The organism is Alcaligenes sp. Me129, from assembly GCF_050487245.1.
Lineage (GTDB): Bacteria > Pseudomonadota > Gammaproteobacteria > Burkholderiales > Burkholderiaceae_B > Alcaligenes > Alcaligenes phenolicus.
The window spans coordinates 35581-55599 of record NZ_JBKQGX010000001.1 but is presented as its reverse complement, the minus strand read 5'-3'; the positions used below and the strand labels follow the sequence as shown (position 1 = coordinate 55599).

Sequence of the window (20019 nt, the reverse complement as noted above, 5' to 3'; positions counted from 1 at the left end):
CATCACTGGCCCGCGCCCCTCCTAAAGCACAAACAAAAACGCCCTGCATATGCAGGGCGTTTTGTATTCCTGGGCAGTCAAGCCAGGGGATCAGGCGCCGCCATTAAAGTCGCGAACTTGCTTTTCAGCTTCTTCACGTGCAATGCCGTAGCGTTCCTGAATTTTGCCGACCAGATATTCGGTATTGCCTTCGGCAACATCAATATCGTCATTGGTCAGTTTTCCCCATTTGGCCTGAATCTTGCCAGACAACTGTTTCCATTTACCTTTGATCGTATCTTCATTCATAGTCGTTCTCCTGTTTCAACGGGAATTCACAATGAGGATTGATGACGGAACTTTTATTCCGGTTTTACTTTCAATTCCGACGAATCGACTTTCACAACGCCTTTCACACTTTCCGTTGCAGCAACGGCTTTCTTGTGCTCAATTTCACTGGGCACGGTACCGGTCAATGTTGCGACGCCATTATTGGTCTCAACAGAGATATCCGTGCTCTTCAAATCCTTGGTGCTGGCCAGATCAGCCTTGATTTTGGTGGTGATCCAGGTATCGCTGACGGCTTCACCTGCGGTTGCCGAGTGATCCTGATTAACGGCTGGCTCATTAGCCATTGCACCGCTTTGCAAACCAAAACTCAAAGCGGTAGCCATTAATACACTGGATAGGATGGCAGATTTTTTCATATAAGTTCTCCAATATCAGAAAGGGAATTTTTAATTTAAAAAACCCTTTACCCCTGCTATTAAAAGGAGTCCAAATCAATCAACAAAAATTTCGTTGTTTGCGATGGATGGTTCCACCGTAACATTCCCGATCAGGCTGGAAACTACGAAATGCTACAAGCGTTTTCTTTATAAGTAATTTCTTCAAATTTCACACATCCCTATTCACCTCACTTATGGCAAGCGGCTTGTGTCAGGCCAATCCTGGCCATCATGCTGGCTAGACAAAATCCGCCCTGAGACGCAGCACGGCTGGTTTCCATACGTTCCTGCCGAAGAAACGGAGGCCCCTTTGACGCGAAAAACTCTGGGCACGAACAGAGCAGTCAAGCAGAGCCTCGCTCACTGGATAGGAGCCGCTCAGGGCAGATACATAAAGTAAAAAATTTAGCAGGGCTGCTAACAAAACCACCGCCTGGGCCGCGATGCTTGCCGCGCAAACACGCCCACCGCAGCTAACAAGCGGAAAAAAAAGCCAGATCATCGAATTGATAATCTGGCCAAAATCAGAACAAGGTGCAGACTGCACACCCTCACCTAAGCAACAAAGTCACTACCCGTCAACGCAGATGGTGCACCTCCTGCATCCCATAAACCTGCACCGGCAAGCCCGCCTGACGCGCTTTAAGCTGCAGGGCCAGGTACTGGGAATAATGACGCGACTGATGCAAATTGCCGCCGTGGAACCACAAGTTCGGCTGTTGCGTTGGCTTCCACATATTGCGCTGCTCGCCCTCCCAGGGCCCTGGATCTTTGGTGGTTTCCGAACCCAGTCCCCAGCACTTGCCTACCCTATCCGCCATTTCCTGGCCTGCCAGATCGGCCACCCAGCCATTCATGGAGCCGTAGCCGGTGGCATACACCACCAGGTCCGCAGGCAGTTCCGTACCGTCTGTCAGCACCACAGCGTTCTCGGTCAAATGACTGATACCGGTCCGAGACTTCAACTTGATGCTGCCATCAATAATCAGCTCGCAAGCGCCCACATCGATGTAATAGCCCGAAGCACGACGCAGATACTTCATGAACAAACCGGAGCCATCGTCACCCCAATCCAGCATGAAGCCTGCCTCCTCCAGCTTCTGATAGAACTGTGCATCGCGCTCGCGGATCTTGTCGTACACAGGAATCTGGAAGTCCGCCATGATGCGGTACGGCAGAGAGGCAAAGAGCAAATCTGCCTTGCGCGTGGTGACTCCCGATGCCAGTGCCCGTTCAGAATATAGATCTCCCAAGCCGATCTCCATCAAGGAGTCGGACCGCACAATGTGGGTAGACGAACGCTGCACCATGGTGACATCTGCCCCCGCCTCCCACAGCGCCGCGCAAATATCGTGCGCCGAGTTATTGGCCCCGATCACCACTACTTTCTTGCCCGCATATGCTTCCGGTCCGGGATGCTGCGAGGAGTGCTGCTGTTCACCCTTGAACACATCCTGCCCCTTTATGCTGGGCACATTCGCCTTGCCGGACATGCCCGTAGCAAAGACCAATTGCTGTGGCCGTAACGTCATGGGCTTGCCATCACGTTCGATCTCCACTTCCCAGGTCTGGCTGGACTCGTCGTAGCGCACCTTCTTGCATACGGTGCTGCTCCAGTAATTCAGCTCCATCACCTTGACGTACATTTCCAGCCAGTCGCCAATCTTGTCCTTGGGTGCAAAGACAGGCCAGTTATCGGGGAAAGGCATGTAAGGCAGGTGGTCGTACCAGACGGGGTCGTGCAGGCACAGCGACTTGTAGCGTTTGCGCCAGCTATCGCCAGGGCGGGCATGTTGATCAATGATGAGCGCGGGTACATTCAACTGCCGCAGGCGCGCGCCCAGCGCAATACCACCCTGCCCGCCGCCGATCACCAGCACATAGGGCTGCTCGGTCGTGCCCAACTCAGCCTGCTCCTGTTGACGACGTTCCTGCCAGGTCTGACGCCCACGGCGAATGCCATGCTCGGCCCCCATGGGGCGGCGCACACCCAAAGGCTCCTCGTGCCCTTTCAATTCCGACATGGTGGTCAGGAAGGTCCAGATCTTGCCGTCCTTTACGCGGATATGGCCGTAGCCACGCGCCACGTCAGTTTCCACACGAAACCAGCCCTCCACCAGACCTTGGCCGTCGTCACTGACCGGCTCGGCACTGTCGCGCTCGAACCTGGCTGACACGGCGCCTTGTTGCTGCTGCGTCAGCATGTCGCGGATCTGGTCACGTCCTTCCATGGTTCGGATATTCCAGGTGAACATGACCAGATCACGCCAAAAACATTCTTCGGCAAACAGGGCTGCCGCATCGTCCGGTGCATTGCTGGCAAGCGCATGGGTCAGCTGTTCAAGAACCGTGTCCAACTGTCGCGCAGACGGCTGCAGTTGCTGCTGTGTTTGCATGATTTGTCTCCATATCGTTTTAATGTTGCGCCGGGCTTTTGTTGCCCAGCTATGGAGTACATAGCAAACACCGTGCCAAACCGGGAGTGGCTTGTTTTAAAGGGGTGCTGCCTGTTTTAAGGCGGTGAAACTGTGCCAGCGGTGACACAGGTGGTGCATCAGGTGTCGCAACCTGTGTCAGAGGGCGACTCTTGGCGAGCTACGCCTGCCCGTTTGATATAACGATGCAAAGTGGACCGGCTGATACCCAACTGCCGGGCCGCTGCACTCACGTTATCGCCACAGGCCTGCAAAACCTGCTGCCAAGACGATTCTCCGGCAGAGACAGCTGCGGCCGTTGGGCTGCCTGTAGATGTGGCCAGACGCCGCTCTCGCAAGGCCTCCGGCAAATCCTGCACCTCAATGCAGGAACCTTCCGCCAAGGCCAATGCCAGCACCAGCGCATTGTCCAGCTCGCGTAAATTACCCGGCCACTCGTAGGCTTGCAGCGCTTGCCAGGCCTCGGGAGACAAACCGGGCACATCGCCTTTATTACGCCGATGCAATATCTGCTGCACCAACCATTCCAGATCACTACGCTGACGCAAAGCGGGCAAGGCCAGCACGGCCGCATTCAAGCGATACAGCAAATCCGCACGAAAGCGGCCTTGCTCTACCAAGGCACTTAAATCATGGTGGCTGGCTGAAATCACACGCAGGTCCACGCGCTTGCTTGTGCGTGCGCCCAAAGGCATCACCTCGGATTCGGCCAGCACCCGCAGTAAACGGCTTTGCAGGGCCAGCGGCATATCGCCGATCTCGTCCAGGAACAGGGTGCCTCCATCAGCCGCCTCGATCAAACCCGCACGGCCCCGTGCAGCACCGCCGGTGTACGTACCGGCCAGATAGCCAAACAATTCGCTTTCAATCAGGCTCTCGGGCAAGGCCGCACAATTGACGGCCACAAAATTCCCTCCACGACCGCTAGCCGTGTGAATCGCACGTGCCAAATACTCTTTGCCCGAACCTGTCTCGCCCTGCAACAACACCGGCATTTCCCGCGTTGCCAAACGCGCGGCTTTCAATAGCATGGACTGCATGGCCGCATCTGTGCCTGCCAAACCTCGCAAGGCTTGTGGCAAGGCGGCATCCACGGCTGCCCCATCCATCCCCACAGACCGGTTGCTCAACACACGTCGGGGTTCAATGGCATGGGCAAACAGCACACTGCCATCACGTGCCATAACGACACGCTCCTGCGTGGGGCGGTAACGCATCAAGGTCGGCAACTGATCCACTTCCAGATGCAGAAAGCGCATCAAGCTGTGCCCCAACAAACCCGCAGGATTACGCCAATCCACCCCCGCCGCCCGCGCCAGAATGCGCGCCCCCGTATGCGTCATGCCCTTGATACGGCCGGAGCCATCAATCGCAATAGCCGCTTCCGGATCAATATCCAGAAACTCCGGCGACTGCGACAAGCATAAAATCCATTCCTGACGGTGACAGGCCATCAAATTGGCCAGCTCAATACGGCGGGTCGCCGCATTGGCAAGGTGCAGGGCCAAACCTTGGCTGGCCTTGGCCTGCGGCGACTGCAGCAAGGATAAATCCAGCACCGCAGCCAGCTTGCCGTCGTAATGATAGATAGGCGCCGCCGTGCAGGACAGGGGCGCATGCATATGATCGAAATGATCGTTTTGATGAATGGTCAGGGCCTCGCCCGTGTGCAGGCAAGTACCCACCGCGCAGGTTCCTGCACGCTCTTCAGACCATTCCGAGCCCATATACAGACCGGCCTGCCGCAAGGCATCACGCTGTCCATCCGAGCCCAGGAAATCAACCGTGACGCCCTTGTTATCAGATAGCAGCAGCACGTAATTCAGCCCGGAGACCTGCTGATAAAGACGCTCCAGCCCGGAGCGCGCAATATTGATCAGGGCCTCGGACTGCTGACGATGCTCGCGCAATTGGGAATCCGGCACGATATAGGCCTCGCAAGCCTGCGCCGGGTCCAGTCTGTGATGCTCAATGCATCGTCTCCAGCTGTGGACCACAGCCTGATCGCGCCGGGACAGGCTGCCCTGCCAAACAGCCGTGATCTCTTGGACGTGTGCCACATGTGAAGACTGCATCAGACCTCATCCCGAAAATAGGCCAAGCCCCGGGCGGGCGTGGCCTATCTTTCAGTGTGCCGCCATGCTTAGCTGCCGTACATGGAGGTTTTCCTTGAGATGCGGTGCAGCAAATCAGCTGCTTTGAGGCATCTCCCCATTGGCCAAGCGGCGGTTGATGTCTGCCAGCACCTCGGGCAGATCAACAATGGTATCGATCAGATAATGCGGGCGCGAATCGCTGAACATGGCCCCAATACGCTCACGCTCGCTTTGCAGCTTGTCGGCAGGCAGCTTCTTGAACTCATCGTAGGTCAGGCCCAGAGCATTGCCCGAGCAGGTTAGTGCCACGGTCCACATCCCGGCACTGCGCCCCTCCACAATGCCGGGCCAGGTGTCGTCCACTTTGACGCAGGCAGCTACGTCCGATACGCCCAAGGCAATCACGTTGGCCAGCGACTGAGCCGGGTACGGACGGCCATTGGGTACCTCATCCGTTGCGACCACGCATTCTGCCATGTAGCCATTTTTCGCTGCCAGTTCGACCACTTTATCCATGACCACTTTGGGGTAGCCAGAACACGATCCTACTTTGACACCGGTACTTTTCAGGTTGGAGATTACTTCCAGCGCTCCCGGAATCAGGGCCGAATGCTCGGCAATTTTTTCGATCTGCAAAGGCATGAAGCGCTCGTAAATCGCCGTGACATCGTCGTCGCTGGGGACACGGCCAAACTTGGCTTTATAGCGCTCGGCAATCTCCGGCACATTGCACAAGGTGCGGATGTGATCCCACTTGCCCATCCCCATGGGGCCACGAGCTTCTTCCAAAGACACTTGCACACCAAACTCGGCAAAAGCCTCGACAAAAATCTGCGTGGGTGCAAAAGAGCCAAAATCAACGACAGTGCCTGCCCAGTCAAAAATAACGGCCTGTACTTGTTGAGGTTGCTGATACGTCATCATCGTTCTCCAAACGCGAAATGCGGTGTAAACAAGCTAATGGGTGGATTCCAGATCCATGAACAAATCATTAATAAGTGGTCGGTCTTTTCGTAATTCCAGGCAGCACAGGTAGTAGTCAATATAAAAAGGATGCTGGTCGAACGTGATCAGCCGGGTACCGGGAATATCCACATACTCCGGCGCTGAGACAAAACCAATGCCCAGCCCTTTACGTATGGCATGCACAATGGCCTCGCGGCTGTTCAGTTCCATCACGCAATTGATCCTGATCTGATGCTGCCTGCAACCCTCCTCAATAATCTGGCGGGTGCGTGAACCTTGCTCCCTCAGCACGACAGGCTCATCCTGAAGCTGCTGAACCGATACCCGACCCTGCGAGCACCAGGGATGCTTTTCGGGCACCACAGCCACCACCGGATAGCGCTGGTAAAGCCGGGTGTGCAAGCTTGGATCTGATTTGGGATGCGCCAGCAAGGCCACATCCACATCAAAGTCGTACAGCTTTTCCAGCACCTCGCTGGCCGAGGCAAAGTAGGTTTTCAATTCAATATCCGGATTGTTCTGCCCCAGCTTGAAAATCAGATCCATCGCGATAGGTGGCGAGACCGCCCCCACTCGCAACAGGCCGGATTTACGCTGCTTGAAACTCTCCAGCAATTGCACCGCTTCCTCTTCAAGATCAAACAAGGGCTTGGTGATCTCGTAGAGCTGCTGTCCGGCCGAGCTCAGTTCCAGCTGATTGCCGGAGCGATAAAACAGCTCGACATCAAAACGCTTTTCCAAAGCCCGGACTTGTTCGCTGACGGTAGGCTGCCCAATGCTGAGATAACGTGCGGCCGAGGTGAAACCGCCGGTATGGGCGACGGCATAAAACGATCTCAACCATTTGTGGTACTGGTGCATGGACAAGCCTCAGGAGTGATGATTAACGACGTATGAATAGTGCCACCAGTGCACTGCAGGCACACGCAATCAACACAATCACAAAGATCAGCGAGGTATCCCCCGTCGAATCCAGGACGCTCCCGATCATGGGCTCGGCCAGACCGGCGAACAGATAGGAAGAAAAGTTCATGACACCGGTTGCCGTGCCCGAACGTTTGGCTCCCACCAGATCGGGACACAAGGCCCAGAAGCTGGAAGCGGGTCCATACACAAAGAAACCGCACAGAAATAGCGCCACCAGGCCCAAAGTGCTATGAACCGGCAAGGTCCACATCCACAGACTGGTCAAGGCACCCAGGCTCGTATAGAGCATGATGGCCAGGTAACGCTTGGAGCCAAACAGGCGGTCTGAAATCCAGCCATTGCTCAGCGCTCCAACGGCCATGCCCACTGGCAGAGCGATCGTGATCCACTTGGGATCAATCAGGCTATCGCCCGTCTTCCAGTCCGCGCCCAGAAAATGGACCGGCACCCAGACAATCAAGCCGTATCGGGCTGCATTCTGAAAGCCCAGAGACAAGGCCGCAATCAGCAGGCGCTTGTTTTTCAGAACGGCCTTGTAACGCTCCCAGGAGGACTCCTTCTCCCCTTCCAGAGCCTTGGCCTGATCGTTGGCATTGGCCACTCCCGTATCGGCCAAAGGCTCAAAACCCATATCCTCTGGCCGCTCGCGAGCAACCAGATAAAACACGATTCCGCCCAGCAACATCAGCAATACGGGCAGCCGGAAAATCCAGCGCCAGTCCAGATGCATGACATCGATCACCACGATCGAGGTGACATACGACAGAATCGACGCACAGCCTGCGGCGAACACGTATAAGCCATAGGCCTTGCCGCGCTCGGACACACCCCACCAGTTGGAGATCAGGCGACTGCCCGGTGCCCAGCCCAGCGCCTGAAAGTAGCCATTGGCGCCCCAAGGAATGATCAGGCTGAAAAAGCCGGTGGCAAAGCTGGCTACCCAGTTCGCGCCACACGACAGAATCGCCCCAGCAGACATGATGCGACGACCGCCATACTTGTCCGCCAGATTGCCATTGATGGCTTGTCCAATGGCGTAGGCCCATAACAAGGCGGCCGATACCCAGCCCAGGGCAGCACTGCTAAAGCCAAACTCTTCTTTCAAACCCGGAATTGCAAACCCGAAAGTCTGCCGCCCGGTATAGAAAAATAGATAACAGAACATCGCGGCCAGCAGCATGCGCCATTGGGCCCGACGAAACGAAGACCCGGATGCCGCCGTGGCCCCCGACAGACTTGTTGCGTGATTCATAACCAGCTCCTTTCACTCCCCCGCTGCTGGCAAGCCAGGCCAGAGGAATGCTCTATTCATGCGGTATGAGAAGGGGGGGAATCTTTCCTCTCTCCCTTCATTCGTTTGTCTCTCGTTTTTTTTATGACTCAGGCGGCGATAAAGTTCTTGCCGCGTGCACCCTGCATGGCATAAGTAATCATGGCAGCCTGCTCGTCCGGCCCTACGCCGTAGTCCTCAAACTCGGTCTTGACGCCCACACTGAGCAAGAAGTCCCGCAAGTGAGCTTGAGCTTGCTTGCGATCAGGGCCAAACAGGCTTTCAAACACCAGATCCCGGGATGGATCGCAGCCCCAGGCCAGGCCCAGTACAAAGGGCAAGGTAAAGGAGCAGGCAATGCCATGCGGCAAGCCGTGACGCAAGGTCATTTCGTAAGAGATGGAGTGCGCCAGGGCGGTCTTGGTATTGGAAAACGCCATGCCCGCTTTCAAGGCCGCCAGCGCCATTTTGGAGCGCAGCTGGATATTGCCCAGATCCTTCTGCAGCAAGGGCAAATAGATGAGGATGTCCTGAATGGCAGAGACCGCAAAGGTGTCGGAAATGGGGTTGGCATTCACATTCCAGATCGACTCCAGGGCGTGCGACAAGGCATCCAGCCCAGTTGAGACCGTCACTTTTTCCGGTACTGTCAGCATCAACTCCGGATCAATAATGGCGACGGCAGGCCAGGTTTGCTCCAGATGCAAAGAGTACTTTTTCTGTGCTTGCTGATCCCAGATCGTGGCCCACGGAGTGACCTCGCTGCCGGTCCCTGCGGTTGTAGGCACCGCAATCAAGGACTTGACCTGAACAGGAGTAAAAGCCTTGCCGGTGGACAAGAGATCCAGCAGTTCCTGGAAGGTGCCCGTCTGAGTCCCCACAATCAGCGCCTTGGCCGTATCAATGGCACTGCCCCCGCCCACGGCCAGCACAATGTCCGTTTGCCCGGCTTGCTGCCAGAAGGACTCGTAGACATCCTTCAAGTAACTGACATCGGGATTTGGCTGCACATCTTCGACAACATGAATCAGCCTGTCGCCCAGCAAATTCCCGATACGCTCAACCAAACCCAGCCCACGAGCCTCCGGAAAGGTCACCAAGGTGACTTTCTTGTTGGCCGCCAAGGTAGAAATTTCATTCAAACTTCCCGGGCCGAAGCAGGTACGAACCGGGTTGGAAAAATACGCCGTCATGGTTTGCCTCCTTATTGTTACTAGTCATCGTAGAGAGGCATACCAAGGGGGACAAATCGATTAATTCGCACTGGCTATCGATGCAACCAATACCTTTTTTACATAGGCAGCTCACATGGGCCGCCCCTTGCACAGCGTATCTCTTCTGATCTTCCCAATACAAATGAAGCAGTCAGACTTTCGCCAACTCCGCCAGATGTTGAGCAAAACCTCCTTCTGCCCCCGCCGCATTCACATGGTCGAAATACTCGTACCAACCACTGGCTTTGATGCCAGCCAGCAAAGCCTGGCAAGCTTGTTGATCAGGGAAGCGCCACACACCCATAAAGCGGTGCTCACTGGCCTGGTCAATATCGTGCTCGGTAGCGGTCAGAGCCAGCACCTCAATACCAAGGTTTGAGAGGCCTCCCATCGCCTCCTGAAGACCTGCCAAGAAGGTCTGGCGCTGCTCGACGGGCAAGGCATTCCACTTGGCATTAGGCGTGTAAAGCTCGATCAAATAATGAGACATGGGCTGTTTTCCTTTCACTGAGGATACGTAATAGGGACTGAAGAATTGGATATGTAGCGTTTACAGGTGGGGCAACAAAGAAACTGCGTGCAGCGCAAGACTGCAGCACTGTTTCACCCTTTCCACATGGAGCATGCCATTTGATTAGATATCTAATCTTATAGATTACGAATAAATTTCGCAAGCAATCCATACGCGTAAAAAAGCCCGAGTTCAGCATGACGCCGAACCCGGGCTTTGGATCCCACCTTGTCAATCAATCAGGCTGCTTTGGCCTTTTAAAACTGGATACGCACCATACGTTCTTTGGTCCCTTTTTCCTTGCTATTGCCGTCGTTCTTCACCGACACGTACAAGGCTTTTTCAGCGGGGATGTATTCCAGGCTGTTGGGGTGTGGAGCCAACTCAATGGTTTGCAGCGGTTTGTAGTTCACCGTGTCAAAAACACTGACCGAACCCTTGCCCTCTTTCTCGCGCACACCGCCTCGGTTAGCGACAAACAGACGCTGGGATTCGGCGTCAAAACGCACACCAATAGGCACTTCGCCGGTAGGCATGGTTGCCAGGGTTTTACCGTTGGATGCATCCAGCACAAACACTTGATGACCAGCGCTGCGGCGCTTGTATTCACGCTCCAGATGCAGGTTACGCGCGTCATCACGGTCAATCCCCTGGTCCACCCCGAACAATCGGTTCTGCGCCGGGTCATACGCCAGGTTCAGCAACTGGTCGGCTTCAATTTCCCAGACCTGATCGATGTTCAAGGTCTGGCTATTTACCACCATGATTTGGCCCTGCATATTGGAGACAAACAAGCGGTTATTGGCCTCGTCCAGGGTGATGCCCACGACGTTATAGCCAAAGCCGGGCAGCACTTTTTCCAATTCCATGGTCTGGGTATTCACCACGAACAGCACACTGTCAAAACCCAGGCCCAGACCAGGCGCAAACACGCGGTGGTTTTTCTTGTCCACAACCAGTTCACGCATCTTGTACTGGAAGTCCTCGGTGATCTTGAAGCGCTCCATCATCTTCAGCAAACCGTCTTTGCGTGCCTGGCCAAAATCAGCCGCATTGATGGTGTCCTGAAAATTGATTTTTTCCTGCACCCGAATGCGCTTGATGACCTCGTTATTGACGGTATCAACCACGGCAATCGTGCCGTTGAAACCTTGAGTCAGATACAGGCGGTTGGCGGCATCATCCAGGGCTACCCCAAAGCTCTTGGCCTCCATGGGAATCTCTTGCTTGATTTCCAGGGTCTTGGGGTCCAGCACCAGCGTGCGCGACAAGGTCTCGTCCTTCCAGTTGGGAGAGGACACGTACAAGCTGGATTGCGCAGGGCTGAAGACGATTTCCAGAACTTCGACGGCAGTCGGTTTTTGCATGATCTGTGCTTGGGTAACGGCTTGATAGCCTGCAGGGGCAGGAGTTTTGGCGTGTACGTAGCCGGCCGACAAGCTCATTGCAATAGCAAGGTACAGACCACGCACAAGATGGCGAGTAGTAGACGACGTCATAATTTAGGCTCGATAAAAGTGGGGGAAGGAATTACCACTGGTAATCAATGGACAGATGCACATTGCGCGGCGCGCCGTAACGTGCCCGGAAGATCACGAAGTTGTCGTAGTAACGCTTGTCGAACAAATTGTTTACCGTGAGCTTGGCATTCCAATGCTGGTTCACGCGGTAATTGGCATGTAAGCCAACCAGGGCATAGCTGCTGTGGGTGTCTTCCAGCACCTTGCCGTTGCTGGCCGTATAAGGACGGCCAGCCGTCCACAGATCACGCTTGCCAAACCAGTTCACCGTGGCACCGGCGCTCAAGCCTTGCAACGCTCCGGAGAATTGGTACATGGTGCCCAGACGGAAGGTTTGGCTGGGAATGTAGGTGTTGATCCGCTCGCCTTCACCGTTTTTAGTGCTGGCGTAGCTATAAGAAGCAAACACATTCCAGTTGTTGGTCAGTGCGCCGCTTAGCTCCACTTCAAAACCTTTGGTTTTGTTGCCAGCACCAGAAGACACGTAAGGGCGACTGCCATCAGGCAGTAGGAAGTCATCCGGCACCGAAGGGTCCAGCACGGCCAGATTGTTTTGACGGGTCTCGAAAGCGGCCAGGGAGAACTGCAGGGCCTCCTCCATCAAGCTGCCTTTCAGACCAATTTCACGGTTCACCCCGGTAATGGGATCCAGAAAGTTCTCGTTGATGTCCTTGTAGCTTTGCGGCTGGAACAGGCGGGTATAACTGGCGTAGGCCGTCAGGTTCGGGTTGATGTCATACGTCACCCCAAAGTACGGCGTAATTTCATTGCGATTGCGCAGCTCGTTGGACACGCCGGTGAACTGGCCGGTTTTACCGTAGTTGTCACGGTAGGTTTTGTAGTCCGACAAGCGCATGCCCATGATCACATTCAAGGGATCAATAATGTTCAAGCGCGTGCCGGCAAAGAAGCCGTATTCGCGTGTGTGGACGCGGTTCCATTCACCCGTGCGGCTGACGCTGGGCTCGGGCATATAGCCGTCCCAGTCGTAAATATTGGGGATGAACCAGTTGCGGGTATCGCTGACCTGCATGGTATACGTGGTGTCACGCTTGCGAGTGCCGTTAAAACCGAACATCAGCTGGTGCTCGCGGCCAAACAGCTCGAAAGGACCATTGGCCGACAACTCCAGGTTGTCCTGATGGCGATAGCCATTGGCGGCCAGGTTGGCGCGGATGCCAATGCCGGATCCGTCCGGGCGCACCACCGGGTTCACGCCCTGCCCCAGGCCAGTAATCAAGGCATCACCATCGTCACGTTGATGGCTGTAGCTGAGCTTGGCATTCCACTTGTTTTCAAACTCATGCTCGACCGAGAAGAAAGCGTTTTGATGCTTCTTGTCCCAGTAGGTCCAGTCCGGCACCAGCGACATGGAGCGCGAAACGTCAATACGGTCGCCCTCGCTGGTAAACAAGGGCACGCCCATATTGCCTTCGCCTCGCAGCTTGGCGGTTTGGTAGTCGTAGCCTGCGGTCAGCAAGGTTCGGTCAGTCAAATCGAATTCCAGCATGCCGGACAGCAAATCGTTCTTGTGGTCCTGGCGATCCATGAAGGAGTCCGCCTGCTTGCGTGAACCAATAACACGCATACGCAAACGGCCGTCTTCAGTCAGCGGGCCGGTCACGTCCGCCGTTACGCGTTTGTCGTTCCAGGAGCCATAGTGGGCGCTTAACTTGCCGCCAAATTCTGCTTGCGGACGTTTGCGAATCAAATTGATCAAGGCGGAGGGCTCGCCGGTAGGCGACAACAAACCTGTCGCTCCGCGCACGACTTCCACACGGTCGTATAAATCCATATCCAGCGAAATAGGATTGAATGCTCCACGTCCGGCAGCACGGTAGCTGCTTTGCACGCCATCCACTTGCACATTGCTGATGTCAAAGCCACGGGCCTGAAACTGAAACCCGCCTCCCACCGCGGCCGTATTGGCCGTCACGCCGGTGGTAAAGTTCATCACATCATCGAAGCTGGTCAGGCCGAAATCGTCCATTTGCTGGCACGTCATCACACTGACCGACTGCGGCGTGTGCTGGGTGTCCATGTTCAAGCGCGTCGCGGTGCTGCTGGTACCGTTCAGCGTGTACAAGCCTGTGTCTTCAGTCGCCCGATTCAAGGTGCCCTGCACACGCACGGGGGCCAATTGAGTGGTTTCCGTGACGGGCCACAAATTGACGGTATTGGCATCACGCGAATACTTGATGCCCGTGCCTGCCAGCAAGGTATCCAAGGCCTGCGTCACGCTGTAATTGCCTTTCAGGCCCGCGCTTTGCTTGCCTTCGGCCACGCTGCCTGCGCCAACCAGATAGACCCCGCTTTCTTGCGAGAAGCGCATCAACACCCGGCTCAAGGGGCCTGCTGGTATGTCATAACGCTGTGTCTTGTCTGCCGTCGGGCTGCTTTGCGTGGTCGCCTGGGCAGGCGAGGTACTGGCAATAAACGCGCTACCGGCCATCAAGACATACAGGGCCAAGGCCAGTGGACGCAAAGGGGCGCAATGCGATCCTGCATCCTTGGACAGGGAAAGGGGATCGGGGCGACGATGCATAAGGAGACATCCTTCAAAAACACGGGTCAGTCACAATAAAAACGATGAACCTGAACGATGTTCTTGCGTTGATGTTCAGTACTGAGCAGCCACGGCGGGCTGCCTCCTGCTTCATTGGCCTCACGCCAATCAGGTCCTCTTACTGTCTAAAACCACCAAGTCTCCAAAACCCGGAACCTGCTTTTGCATCTTTTTTGAGGTTTTTTGGCCAAAATCCGGCAAGCCTTTGAATCTGATAGGTTTTTATTTTTATTATTTATGACCATCGTTGGTGAAATGCCCTGCTCAATCAATCCAGAGCTTGCACACTGGTCCACCAGGGCATGGGCTGATCGAGGCGAATCGGCAATGCTGAAGCCAGCATTTTCAGCACGCGGTCCGTGTCATGAATGGGGAAGCTGCCATAGACCTTCAGATCGGCCACTGCCTCATCTACACCGAGATAGCCTTTGCGGTAACGGCTCAATTCCTTGATCACGCTACGCAAGGCAATGTTGTCAGCCACCAGCACGCCTTGGGTCCAGGCTTCGCGCGCCTGATCGGCGTCCATGCTTTGCCGGATACGCTGCGCACTAAAGTGCACCTGCTTGCCCGCCTGTACCGTGGCGGTGTTTTGACCTTTTGCCGTAGACACCTGCACAGCCCCTTCGTAGACCGCCAGCTGCGTACAGTCCTTGTCCATACGCACATTGAATTGCGTGCCCAAGGCGCGCATATTGCCTTGCGGGGTTTGAACGGTGAAAGGTCGTTCCGTGTCGTCCTTGGCCGTCTGGATAAAAATCTCGCCCGAAATCAGAACAATATGGCGAGCCTGTGCGGTGAACTGCACATCAATTGCAGAGGCGGTGTTCAGCCACAGCCGGGAACCGTCTGCCAGCACAATCTGGTTCTGCTCTCCGGTTTGTGTAGAGTGGTCAGCCGCCAAAGCCAGAACACTGGAGGGCAGCCAGGACTGACGCCAGCCCAGCCAGCTTAGAACTCCCGTGCCTGCCAGTACGGCGACACTGGTCAGCACGCGACGGCGCTGATGCAAACGCTCGTTAGCCGTATGCAATTTCTCTACCACACGGCGCGAATCCGGCGTGGTGCGCACAGGCTCAAAACTGCGGCTGACTTCCTCCACATAACGCCAAGCGGTGCTGTGCATCTCGTCCTGTTTGAGCCAGTTCTGCCAGGCAGAGCGCTGCGCCGCACTGGCTTTGCCATCGCGCAGGCAGGCATACCATTCAGCGGCTTGCATCAAAACGGCGTGGGGAGGTGTAGCGGGAGAAGAAAAACTGGAGCCGTGCTTCATGAGGCTTAGTATTGAGGTTCCTGACGCAATTCGGCGACGGTCTGGCAAGCATGCAGGCTGATGCAGCCCAACATGGCTTGTGCCACGTACTTGCGCACCATGCGGCCGGAAATGCCCATTTCTGCACCGACCTCATCATCAGTCATCTCGCAAATGACGGCCAGGGTAAACGCCTTGGCCGCTTTGGGAGACAGGCTGCTGAGCATGACACTGATCTCTTCCAGCGCCTGCAAAATCATGGCCTGACGTTCTGCCGAAGGGTAAAAGTTCTCGGGTGTAGCAGCCAGAATATCCAGCCAGGCCTGCTCAATTTCCTGACGTCGCCACAGATTGATGCACAGGTTTTGTGCCGTCTTACGCAAGTAGGCGCGCGCCTCGCCAGGACTGGCAAATTGCCAGCGAGAACGGCTGCTTAACAAGCGTACAAACGTGTCCTGCGCCAAGTCAGCCGCCTGGTCCGCGCCACCCAAGCGGTGATGCAGCCAGCGCTGCAACCAACTATGGTGGTCGCAGTACAGTGACTCGACCGACTCGGCCGAATACATGCCTGACAAGGGAAGAACTGAAGATGACACGAGGGTACTCCGCACCGCTAGATAATGAGAATCGTTATCAATTATAGAGTGTGAGCTGCAAAATCCGCTAGCGGTGTGTGTTTGCAGCGACACATAAACTGGCTTTCAGGCAAGGCTCACCCTCTTTCGCAGGATTTATTTCCCTATAAAAACCACTCGAAAATTGCCAAACGGCGAAGAATGCAAAAAGAGCCGCATAAGCGGCTCTTTACGGTCGATGTAATCTGAAAAACTTATTCGACAGTCACACTCTTGGCCAAATTCCGTGGCTTATCCACGTCCGTGCCGCGCGAGCAAGCCGTGTGATACGCCAGCAATTGCAGGGTCACGGTGTGCAAGATGGGGGACAGCTTGCCGTAGTGCTCTGGCATACGGATCACATGCACACGCTCGCTGCTGCCGATGCGGGTATCGGCGTCAGCAAACACGTACAGCTCACCACCGCGTGCATGGACTTCTTCGATATTGGATTTCAGCTTTTCCAGCAGTTCATCACGTGGGGCGATAGTGACCACGGGCATGGCTTCGGTGACCAGGGCCAGAGGGCCGTGCTTCAGTTCACCAGCTGGGTAGCCTTCGGCGTGGATGTAGCTGATTTCTTTCAGCTTCAACGCGCCTTCCATGGCGATGGGGTAATGCATGCCACGGCCCAGGAACAAGGCGTTTTCCTTGCTGGCAAAACGGTCGGCCCACGCCATGATCTGTGGCTCCAGAGCCAACACAGCCGCGATAGCGGTAGGCAGGTGGCGCAGGGCTTTCAGGTAGTCGCCTTCCTGCTCCTGATTCAAGTGACCTTTGACTTGAGCCAGTGCGATGGTCAGCAGGAACAAGGCGGTTAACTGGGTGGTGAAGGCTTTGGTGGAAGCCACACCAATTTCCACGCCAGCGCGGGTGATGTAGGACAGCTTGCACTCACGCACCATGGCGCTGGTGGCCACGTTGCAGATGGTCAGGGTCTGTTCCATGCCCAGGCTGCGGGCATGTTTCAAGGCGGCCAGCGTGTCAGCCGTTTCGCCGGACTGGGAAATCGTCACCACCAAAGTGCGCGGGTTGGGCACGCTGTCGCGGTAGCGGTACTCGCTGGCGATTTCCACGTTGACGGGGATTTTGGCCAGAGACTCAATCCAGTAGCGAGCGGTCAGACCGGCGTAGTAGCTGGTGCCGCAAGCCAGAATCAGCACATTGTCGATGTCCTGGAAAACCTTGTAGGCCTGGTCGCCAAACAACTCGGGTGTGACGCTTTCAATGTCTTGCAAGGTATCGCCTACAGCGCGGGGCTGCTCGAAGATCTCCTTTTGCATGAAGTGGCGATATGGGCCCAATTCAGCGGCTGCGGTGTGCAGATGTACGGTGTGTACAGGGCGATCAACGGCACGACCGTCTTTGTCCATGATCCACACTTTATTGATCTGCAGATCGATCACATCCCCGTCTTCCAGGTAGATGATTTGATCGGTGGTGCCGGCCAATGCCAAGGCATCCGAAGCCAGGAAGTTTTCATTCTGGCCCACGCCCACAACCAGAGGCGAGCCATGGCGAGCACCCACTACACGGTGAGGTTCGTCCTGACAGAACACAGCAATGGCGTAAGCGCCAGTCAAGCGACGAATGACCTGTTGCACGGCCTCGAACAGGTCACCGTTGTACAGGTGGTCGATCAGGTGAGCGATCACTTCGGTATCAGTTTGACTCTCGAACACGTAGCCAATGCTTTGCAGCTCGGCGCGCAGTTCGTCGTGGTTTTCGATGATGCCGTTATGCACCAGCGCAATACGTGCTTTGCCCTTGCCGGAGAAATGCGGGTGAGCGTTATGAGTCGCAGGCGCGCCGTGCGTTGCCCAGCGAGTGTGAGCAATGCCGGTAAAGCCTTGCAGATGATCTGCCTTGACCTGTTCTTGCAGCTCGGCCACGCGCTGAGTACTGCGTGCCCGCAACAACTGGCCCTGCGCATGAACAGCAACGCCGCAAGAATCGTAGCCCCGGTATTCCAGACGCTTCAAACCTTCCAGCAGCACGGGGACAATATCGCGTTGCGCTACCGCGCCAACAATTCCACACATAGCCAACTCCTGTTCATGGCCCCTTTCGGTGGGCCAACTAATCAATTCAATCCGCTTATTCTGATCTGAATCATGAAAAATTTTATGTCTATTTTTTTTCTGAAATGAATTAAAATTTCATTTAATAATCAATATGAAAGAAAAGCTAAATTCATTTTATTTAACGGAATTTTATTTCATCATAGATAGATAAACATTGTCATGATTGAACTGGACGAGCTGGATTTACGCATTCTGGAGCAACTGCAAAATGATGCTTCCATCAGCAATCAAACGCTGGCTTTGCGCGTGCATGCCTCTCCCCCAACCTGCCTGCGGCGAGTACGTCGTTTAAGCGAACAAGGGGTAATTCGCAGGCAGGTTGCCTTGCTGGACCCGGAGCAACTGGGCCCCAGCTTGACGGCCATTGTGGAGATTACGCTGGACCGTCAGGGTGAAGAATACCTGCAGCAATTCGAGCGCCTGATGGCCCCCGAAGCAGCGGTGACGCAATGCTATCGCGTCTCGACCGGGGTGGATTTCATTGTGATCTTGCAAGTCAGCGACATGACGGCGTATCACAAGCTGGCTCACGCTTTATTCACCAGTCAGGCGAATATCCGCAATATACGAAGCTTCTTTTCGATTCATCAGGCCAAGTTCGAGACGCGGGTGCCTTTACCTGCACCAAAGATGTAAGCCGGGCTCAGTTCCGTACACGTTGCTGTACCAGTTGCTGATACAGACGCAAGTAACGCTGCGCCATGACAGCGGGGTCATGCTCCTGCTGCACCCAGCGATGCGCCAGCGCTGCCTGTTGCCGCGCTGCTGTCGGATTGCTCAAAGTGTCATCCAGAGCCTGTGCAATGGCTTGTGCATCCCCTACCGCGCATAACTTGCCACGGCCATTATCCAGCAGCTCACTCAAACCGCCCGCCATCGTGGCCGTAACGGGCACGCCGTACACGAACGCATCAAGAACGCTGGAGCCCAGGGCTTCATGACGGGAGCTCAGGACAAAGCCGTCCATCAAGCGATAAGCCTGTTCGGGGCGGGCTTCAAAACCAGCCAGCTTGTAGCAGTCTTCCAGCCCCAACTGCGCAATCAGTTCCTCTGCCGCCGAGGTCTCGGAGCCAGGCGCACCGAAATGCAGAAACACAAAGTCCTGACGACGCTGATACAAGGCATGAATCGCGCGTATCAAAGTCTGGGGGCCTTTCTCGGACGTCAGTGCCGCCATCGTCCCCAGAACGTGCAAGCCCTGCGGATTCCACCGCAGCCGCAAGTGGTTCACATAGGCTTCATCCTGCTCGACGTACTCAATGGCACTAGGAATCACATCTACGGAAAAACCCAGGCGACGCGGCTCTGCCGCTGCTGCCTGGCTGATCGCTACCAAACGATCCGCCTTGCGCCACTTCCAACGCGTGCGTCGTTCCTTGGAAGTCAAAGCACTGTCTGGCTGCTGTCCGCTACGTTGCTCGACGCGTTTGCGGTCAATCGGAAAAGCCGTTCGGCGCGTAAAGACCACCCGTTTGGGCAACCAGAAATGCAGCAAGGCCAGCCAGCTCATGCAGGACGCGGTTTGGGAATGGACGATATCAAAACCCCGGCCATGCACCAGTAAATAGCGCAGCGCGGCACCCACGGAGGCGCATTCCACCACACTCACGCCCTGCTCTTTAGCACGCTTGGCCAACTCTTCATCACGTCGGGCCAATAGACTGACCTGATGACCAGCCTGTTGCATCTGCTGGATGCTCAGCAGGGTTTGCCGCTCGCCACCGCGCCAGCCGCGCTCGAAGTTAAGCTGCAGAATGCGCATGACGACGATCCAGAATCAGCCCATCCGGGCACTGTGTGCCACAAGAGCAAGCAGCAATGCTTCCCTTGCGATGCAAAGGGAGGGATACCGAAGAT

Annotated in this window: 16 protein-coding genes; 1 reads left to right on the top strand and 15 read right to left on the bottom strand. The window is 55.5% G+C overall.

The window, feature by feature from the left end:
* Window positions 1–90: 90 nt before the first annotated feature.
* The 14 genes from ACLPGZ_RS00250 to glmS all read right to left on the bottom strand — a co-directional run bounded on the left by ACLPGZ_RS00250 (window position 91) and on the right by glmS (window position 18120).
* Window positions 91–288 carry a CsbD family protein gene (locus tag ACLPGZ_RS00250; RefSeq protein WP_009456875.1) on the bottom strand — a complete coding sequence of 66 codons (198 nt, stop codon included), beginning with the start codon at window positions 286–288 and terminating at the stop codon, window positions 91–93.
* A 53-nt stretch (window positions 289–341) separates the two neighbouring features.
* Window positions 342–686 (bottom strand): BON domain-containing protein, encoded by a 345-nt coding sequence (locus ACLPGZ_RS00245; protein ID WP_429640908.1) that lies wholly within the window; start codon window positions 684–686, stop codon window positions 342–344.
* 599 nt (window positions 687–1285) lie between these two features.
* A complete protein-coding gene (locus ACLPGZ_RS00240) occupies window positions 1286–3103 on the bottom strand; it encodes an NAD(P)/FAD-dependent oxidoreductase (RefSeq protein WP_088451810.1) in 1818 nt (605 codons plus the stop codon).
* A 158-nt stretch (window positions 3104–3261) separates the two neighbouring features.
* On the bottom strand, window positions 3262–5217 hold the full coding sequence (locus ACLPGZ_RS00235) for a sigma-54-dependent Fis family transcriptional regulator (protein ID WP_429640907.1): 1956 nt from the start codon (window positions 5215–5217) through the stop codon (window positions 3262–3264).
* A 114-nt stretch (window positions 5218–5331) separates the two neighbouring features.
* A complete protein-coding gene (gene phnX, locus ACLPGZ_RS00230) occupies window positions 5332–6159 on the bottom strand; it encodes a phosphonoacetaldehyde hydrolase (protein WP_035269761.1) in 828 nt (275 codons plus the stop codon).
* 36 nt (window positions 6160–6195) lie between these two features.
* The gene (locus tag ACLPGZ_RS00225; RefSeq protein WP_060185472.1) at window positions 6196–7065 is read right to left on the bottom strand and encodes a LysR substrate-binding domain-containing protein; all 870 of its coding nucleotides are present in this window, start codon (window positions 7063–7065) and stop codon (window positions 6196–6198) included.
* 22 nt (window positions 7066–7087) lie between these two features.
* Window positions 7088–8383 carry an MFS transporter gene (locus ACLPGZ_RS00220; protein WP_035269757.1) on the bottom strand — a complete coding sequence of 432 codons (1296 nt, stop codon included), beginning with the start codon at window positions 8381–8383 and terminating at the stop codon, window positions 7088–7090.
* A gap of 128 nt (window positions 8384–8511) precedes the next feature.
* Complete coding sequence (gene psrA / locus ACLPGZ_RS00215; RefSeq protein WP_239054856.1) at window positions 8512–9594, bottom strand: iron-containing alcohol dehydrogenase PsrA; 1083 nt, start codon at window positions 9592–9594, stop codon at window positions 8512–8514.
* Window positions 9595–9766: 172 nt separating this feature from the next.
* Window positions 9767–10105: a DUF6616 family protein gene (locus tag ACLPGZ_RS00210; RefSeq protein ID WP_239054857.1), complete on the bottom strand. Its 339-nt coding sequence runs from the start codon at window positions 10103–10105 to the stop codon at window positions 9767–9769.
* Window positions 10106–10383: 278 nt separating this feature from the next.
* Window positions 10384–11625, bottom strand: coding sequence for a YncE family protein (locus ACLPGZ_RS00205; protein WP_429640906.1), 1242 nt, complete (start codon window positions 11623–11625; stop codon window positions 10384–10386).
* Between the two features lie 31 nt (window positions 11626–11656).
* Window positions 11657–14191 carry a TonB-dependent siderophore receptor gene (locus ACLPGZ_RS00200; protein ID WP_429640905.1) on the bottom strand — a complete coding sequence of 845 codons (2535 nt, stop codon included), beginning with the start codon at window positions 14189–14191 and terminating at the stop codon, window positions 11657–11659.
* A gap of 289 nt (window positions 14192–14480) precedes the next feature.
* Window positions 14481–15485, bottom strand: a complete 1005-nt coding sequence (locus tag ACLPGZ_RS00195; protein ID WP_321387832.1) for a FecR domain-containing protein — start codon at window positions 15483–15485, stop codon at window positions 14481–14483.
* A 5-nt stretch (window positions 15486–15490) separates the two neighbouring features.
* A complete protein-coding gene (locus ACLPGZ_RS00190) occupies window positions 15491–16060 on the bottom strand; it encodes a sigma-70 family RNA polymerase sigma factor (RefSeq protein ID WP_343212378.1) in 570 nt (189 codons plus the stop codon).
* Between the two features lie 233 nt (window positions 16061–16293).
* Entirely contained in the window at window positions 16294–18120 is a 1827-nt protein-coding gene (glmS, locus tag ACLPGZ_RS00185) for a glutamine--fructose-6-phosphate transaminase (isomerizing) (RefSeq protein ID WP_022983659.1), read from the bottom strand.
* A 201-nt stretch (window positions 18121–18321) separates the two neighbouring features.
* Here glmS and ACLPGZ_RS00180 point away from each other — a divergent pair, with 201 nt between their 5' ends.
* Window positions 18322–18798: an Lrp/AsnC family transcriptional regulator gene (locus ACLPGZ_RS00180; protein WP_052159272.1), complete on the top strand. Its 477-nt coding sequence runs from the start codon at window positions 18322–18324 to the stop codon at window positions 18796–18798.
* Window positions 18799–18805: 7 nt separating this feature from the next.
* On the opposite strand, the gene ACLPGZ_RS00175 is transcribed toward ACLPGZ_RS00180, so the two are convergent.
* On the bottom strand, window positions 18806–19924 hold the full coding sequence (locus tag ACLPGZ_RS00175; RefSeq protein ID WP_429640904.1) for a glycosyltransferase family 4 protein: 1119 nt from the start codon (window positions 19922–19924) through the stop codon (window positions 18806–18808).
* Window positions 19925–20019 lie beyond the last annotated feature (95 nt).

Excerpts from the sequence above, each read along its gene's own strand:
- ACLPGZ_RS00250 (WP_009456875.1), bottom strand. The coding sequence starts at position 288 with ATGAATGAAGATACGATCAAAGGTAAATGGAAACAGTTGTCTGGCAAG.
- ACLPGZ_RS00245 (WP_429640908.1), bottom strand. The coding sequence starts at position 686 with ATGAAAAAATCTGCCATCCTATCCAGTGTATTAATGGCTACCGCTTTG.
- ACLPGZ_RS00240 (WP_088451810.1), bottom strand. The coding sequence starts at position 3,103 with ATGCAAACACAGCAGCAACTGCAGCCGTCTGCGCGACAGTTGGACACG.
- ACLPGZ_RS00235 (WP_429640907.1), bottom strand. The coding sequence starts at position 5,217 with ATGCAGTCTTCACATGTGGCACACGTCCAAGAGATCACGGCTGTTTGG.
- phnX (WP_035269761.1), bottom strand. The coding sequence starts at position 6,159 with ATGACGTATCAGCAACCTCAACAAGTACAGGCCGTTATTTTTGACTGG.
- ACLPGZ_RS00225 (WP_060185472.1), bottom strand. The coding sequence starts at position 7,065 with ATGCACCAGTACCACAAATGGTTGAGATCGTTTTATGCCGTCGCCCAT.
- ACLPGZ_RS00220 (WP_035269757.1), bottom strand. The coding sequence starts at position 8,383 with ATGAATCACGCAACAAGTCTGTCGGGGGCCACGGCGGCATCCGGGTCT.
- psrA (WP_239054856.1), bottom strand. The coding sequence starts at position 9,594 with ATGACGGCGTATTTTTCCAACCCGGTTCGTACCTGCTTCGGCCCGGGA.
- ACLPGZ_RS00210 (WP_239054857.1), bottom strand. The coding sequence starts at position 10,105 with ATGTCTCATTATTTGATCGAGCTTTACACGCCTAATGCCAAGTGGAAT.
- ACLPGZ_RS00205 (WP_429640906.1), bottom strand. The coding sequence starts at position 11,625 with ATGACGTCGTCTACTACTCGCCATCTTGTGCGTGGTCTGTACCTTGCT.
- ACLPGZ_RS00200 (WP_429640905.1), bottom strand. The coding sequence starts at position 14,191 with ATGCATCGTCGCCCCGATCCCCTTTCCCTGTCCAAGGATGCAGGATCG.
- ACLPGZ_RS00195 (WP_321387832.1), bottom strand. The coding sequence starts at position 15,485 with ATGAAGCACGGCTCCAGTTTTTCTTCTCCCGCTACACCTCCCCACGCC.
- glmS (WP_022983659.1), bottom strand. The coding sequence starts at position 18,120 with ATGTGTGGAATTGTTGGCGCGGTAGCGCAACGCGATATTGTCCCCGTG.
- ACLPGZ_RS00180 (WP_052159272.1), top strand. The coding sequence starts at position 18,322 with ATGATTGAACTGGACGAGCTGGATTTACGCATTCTGGAGCAACTGCAA.
- ACLPGZ_RS00175 (WP_429640904.1), bottom strand. The coding sequence starts at position 19,924 with ATGCGCATTCTGCAGCTTAACTTCGAGCGCGGCTGGCGCGGTGGCGAG.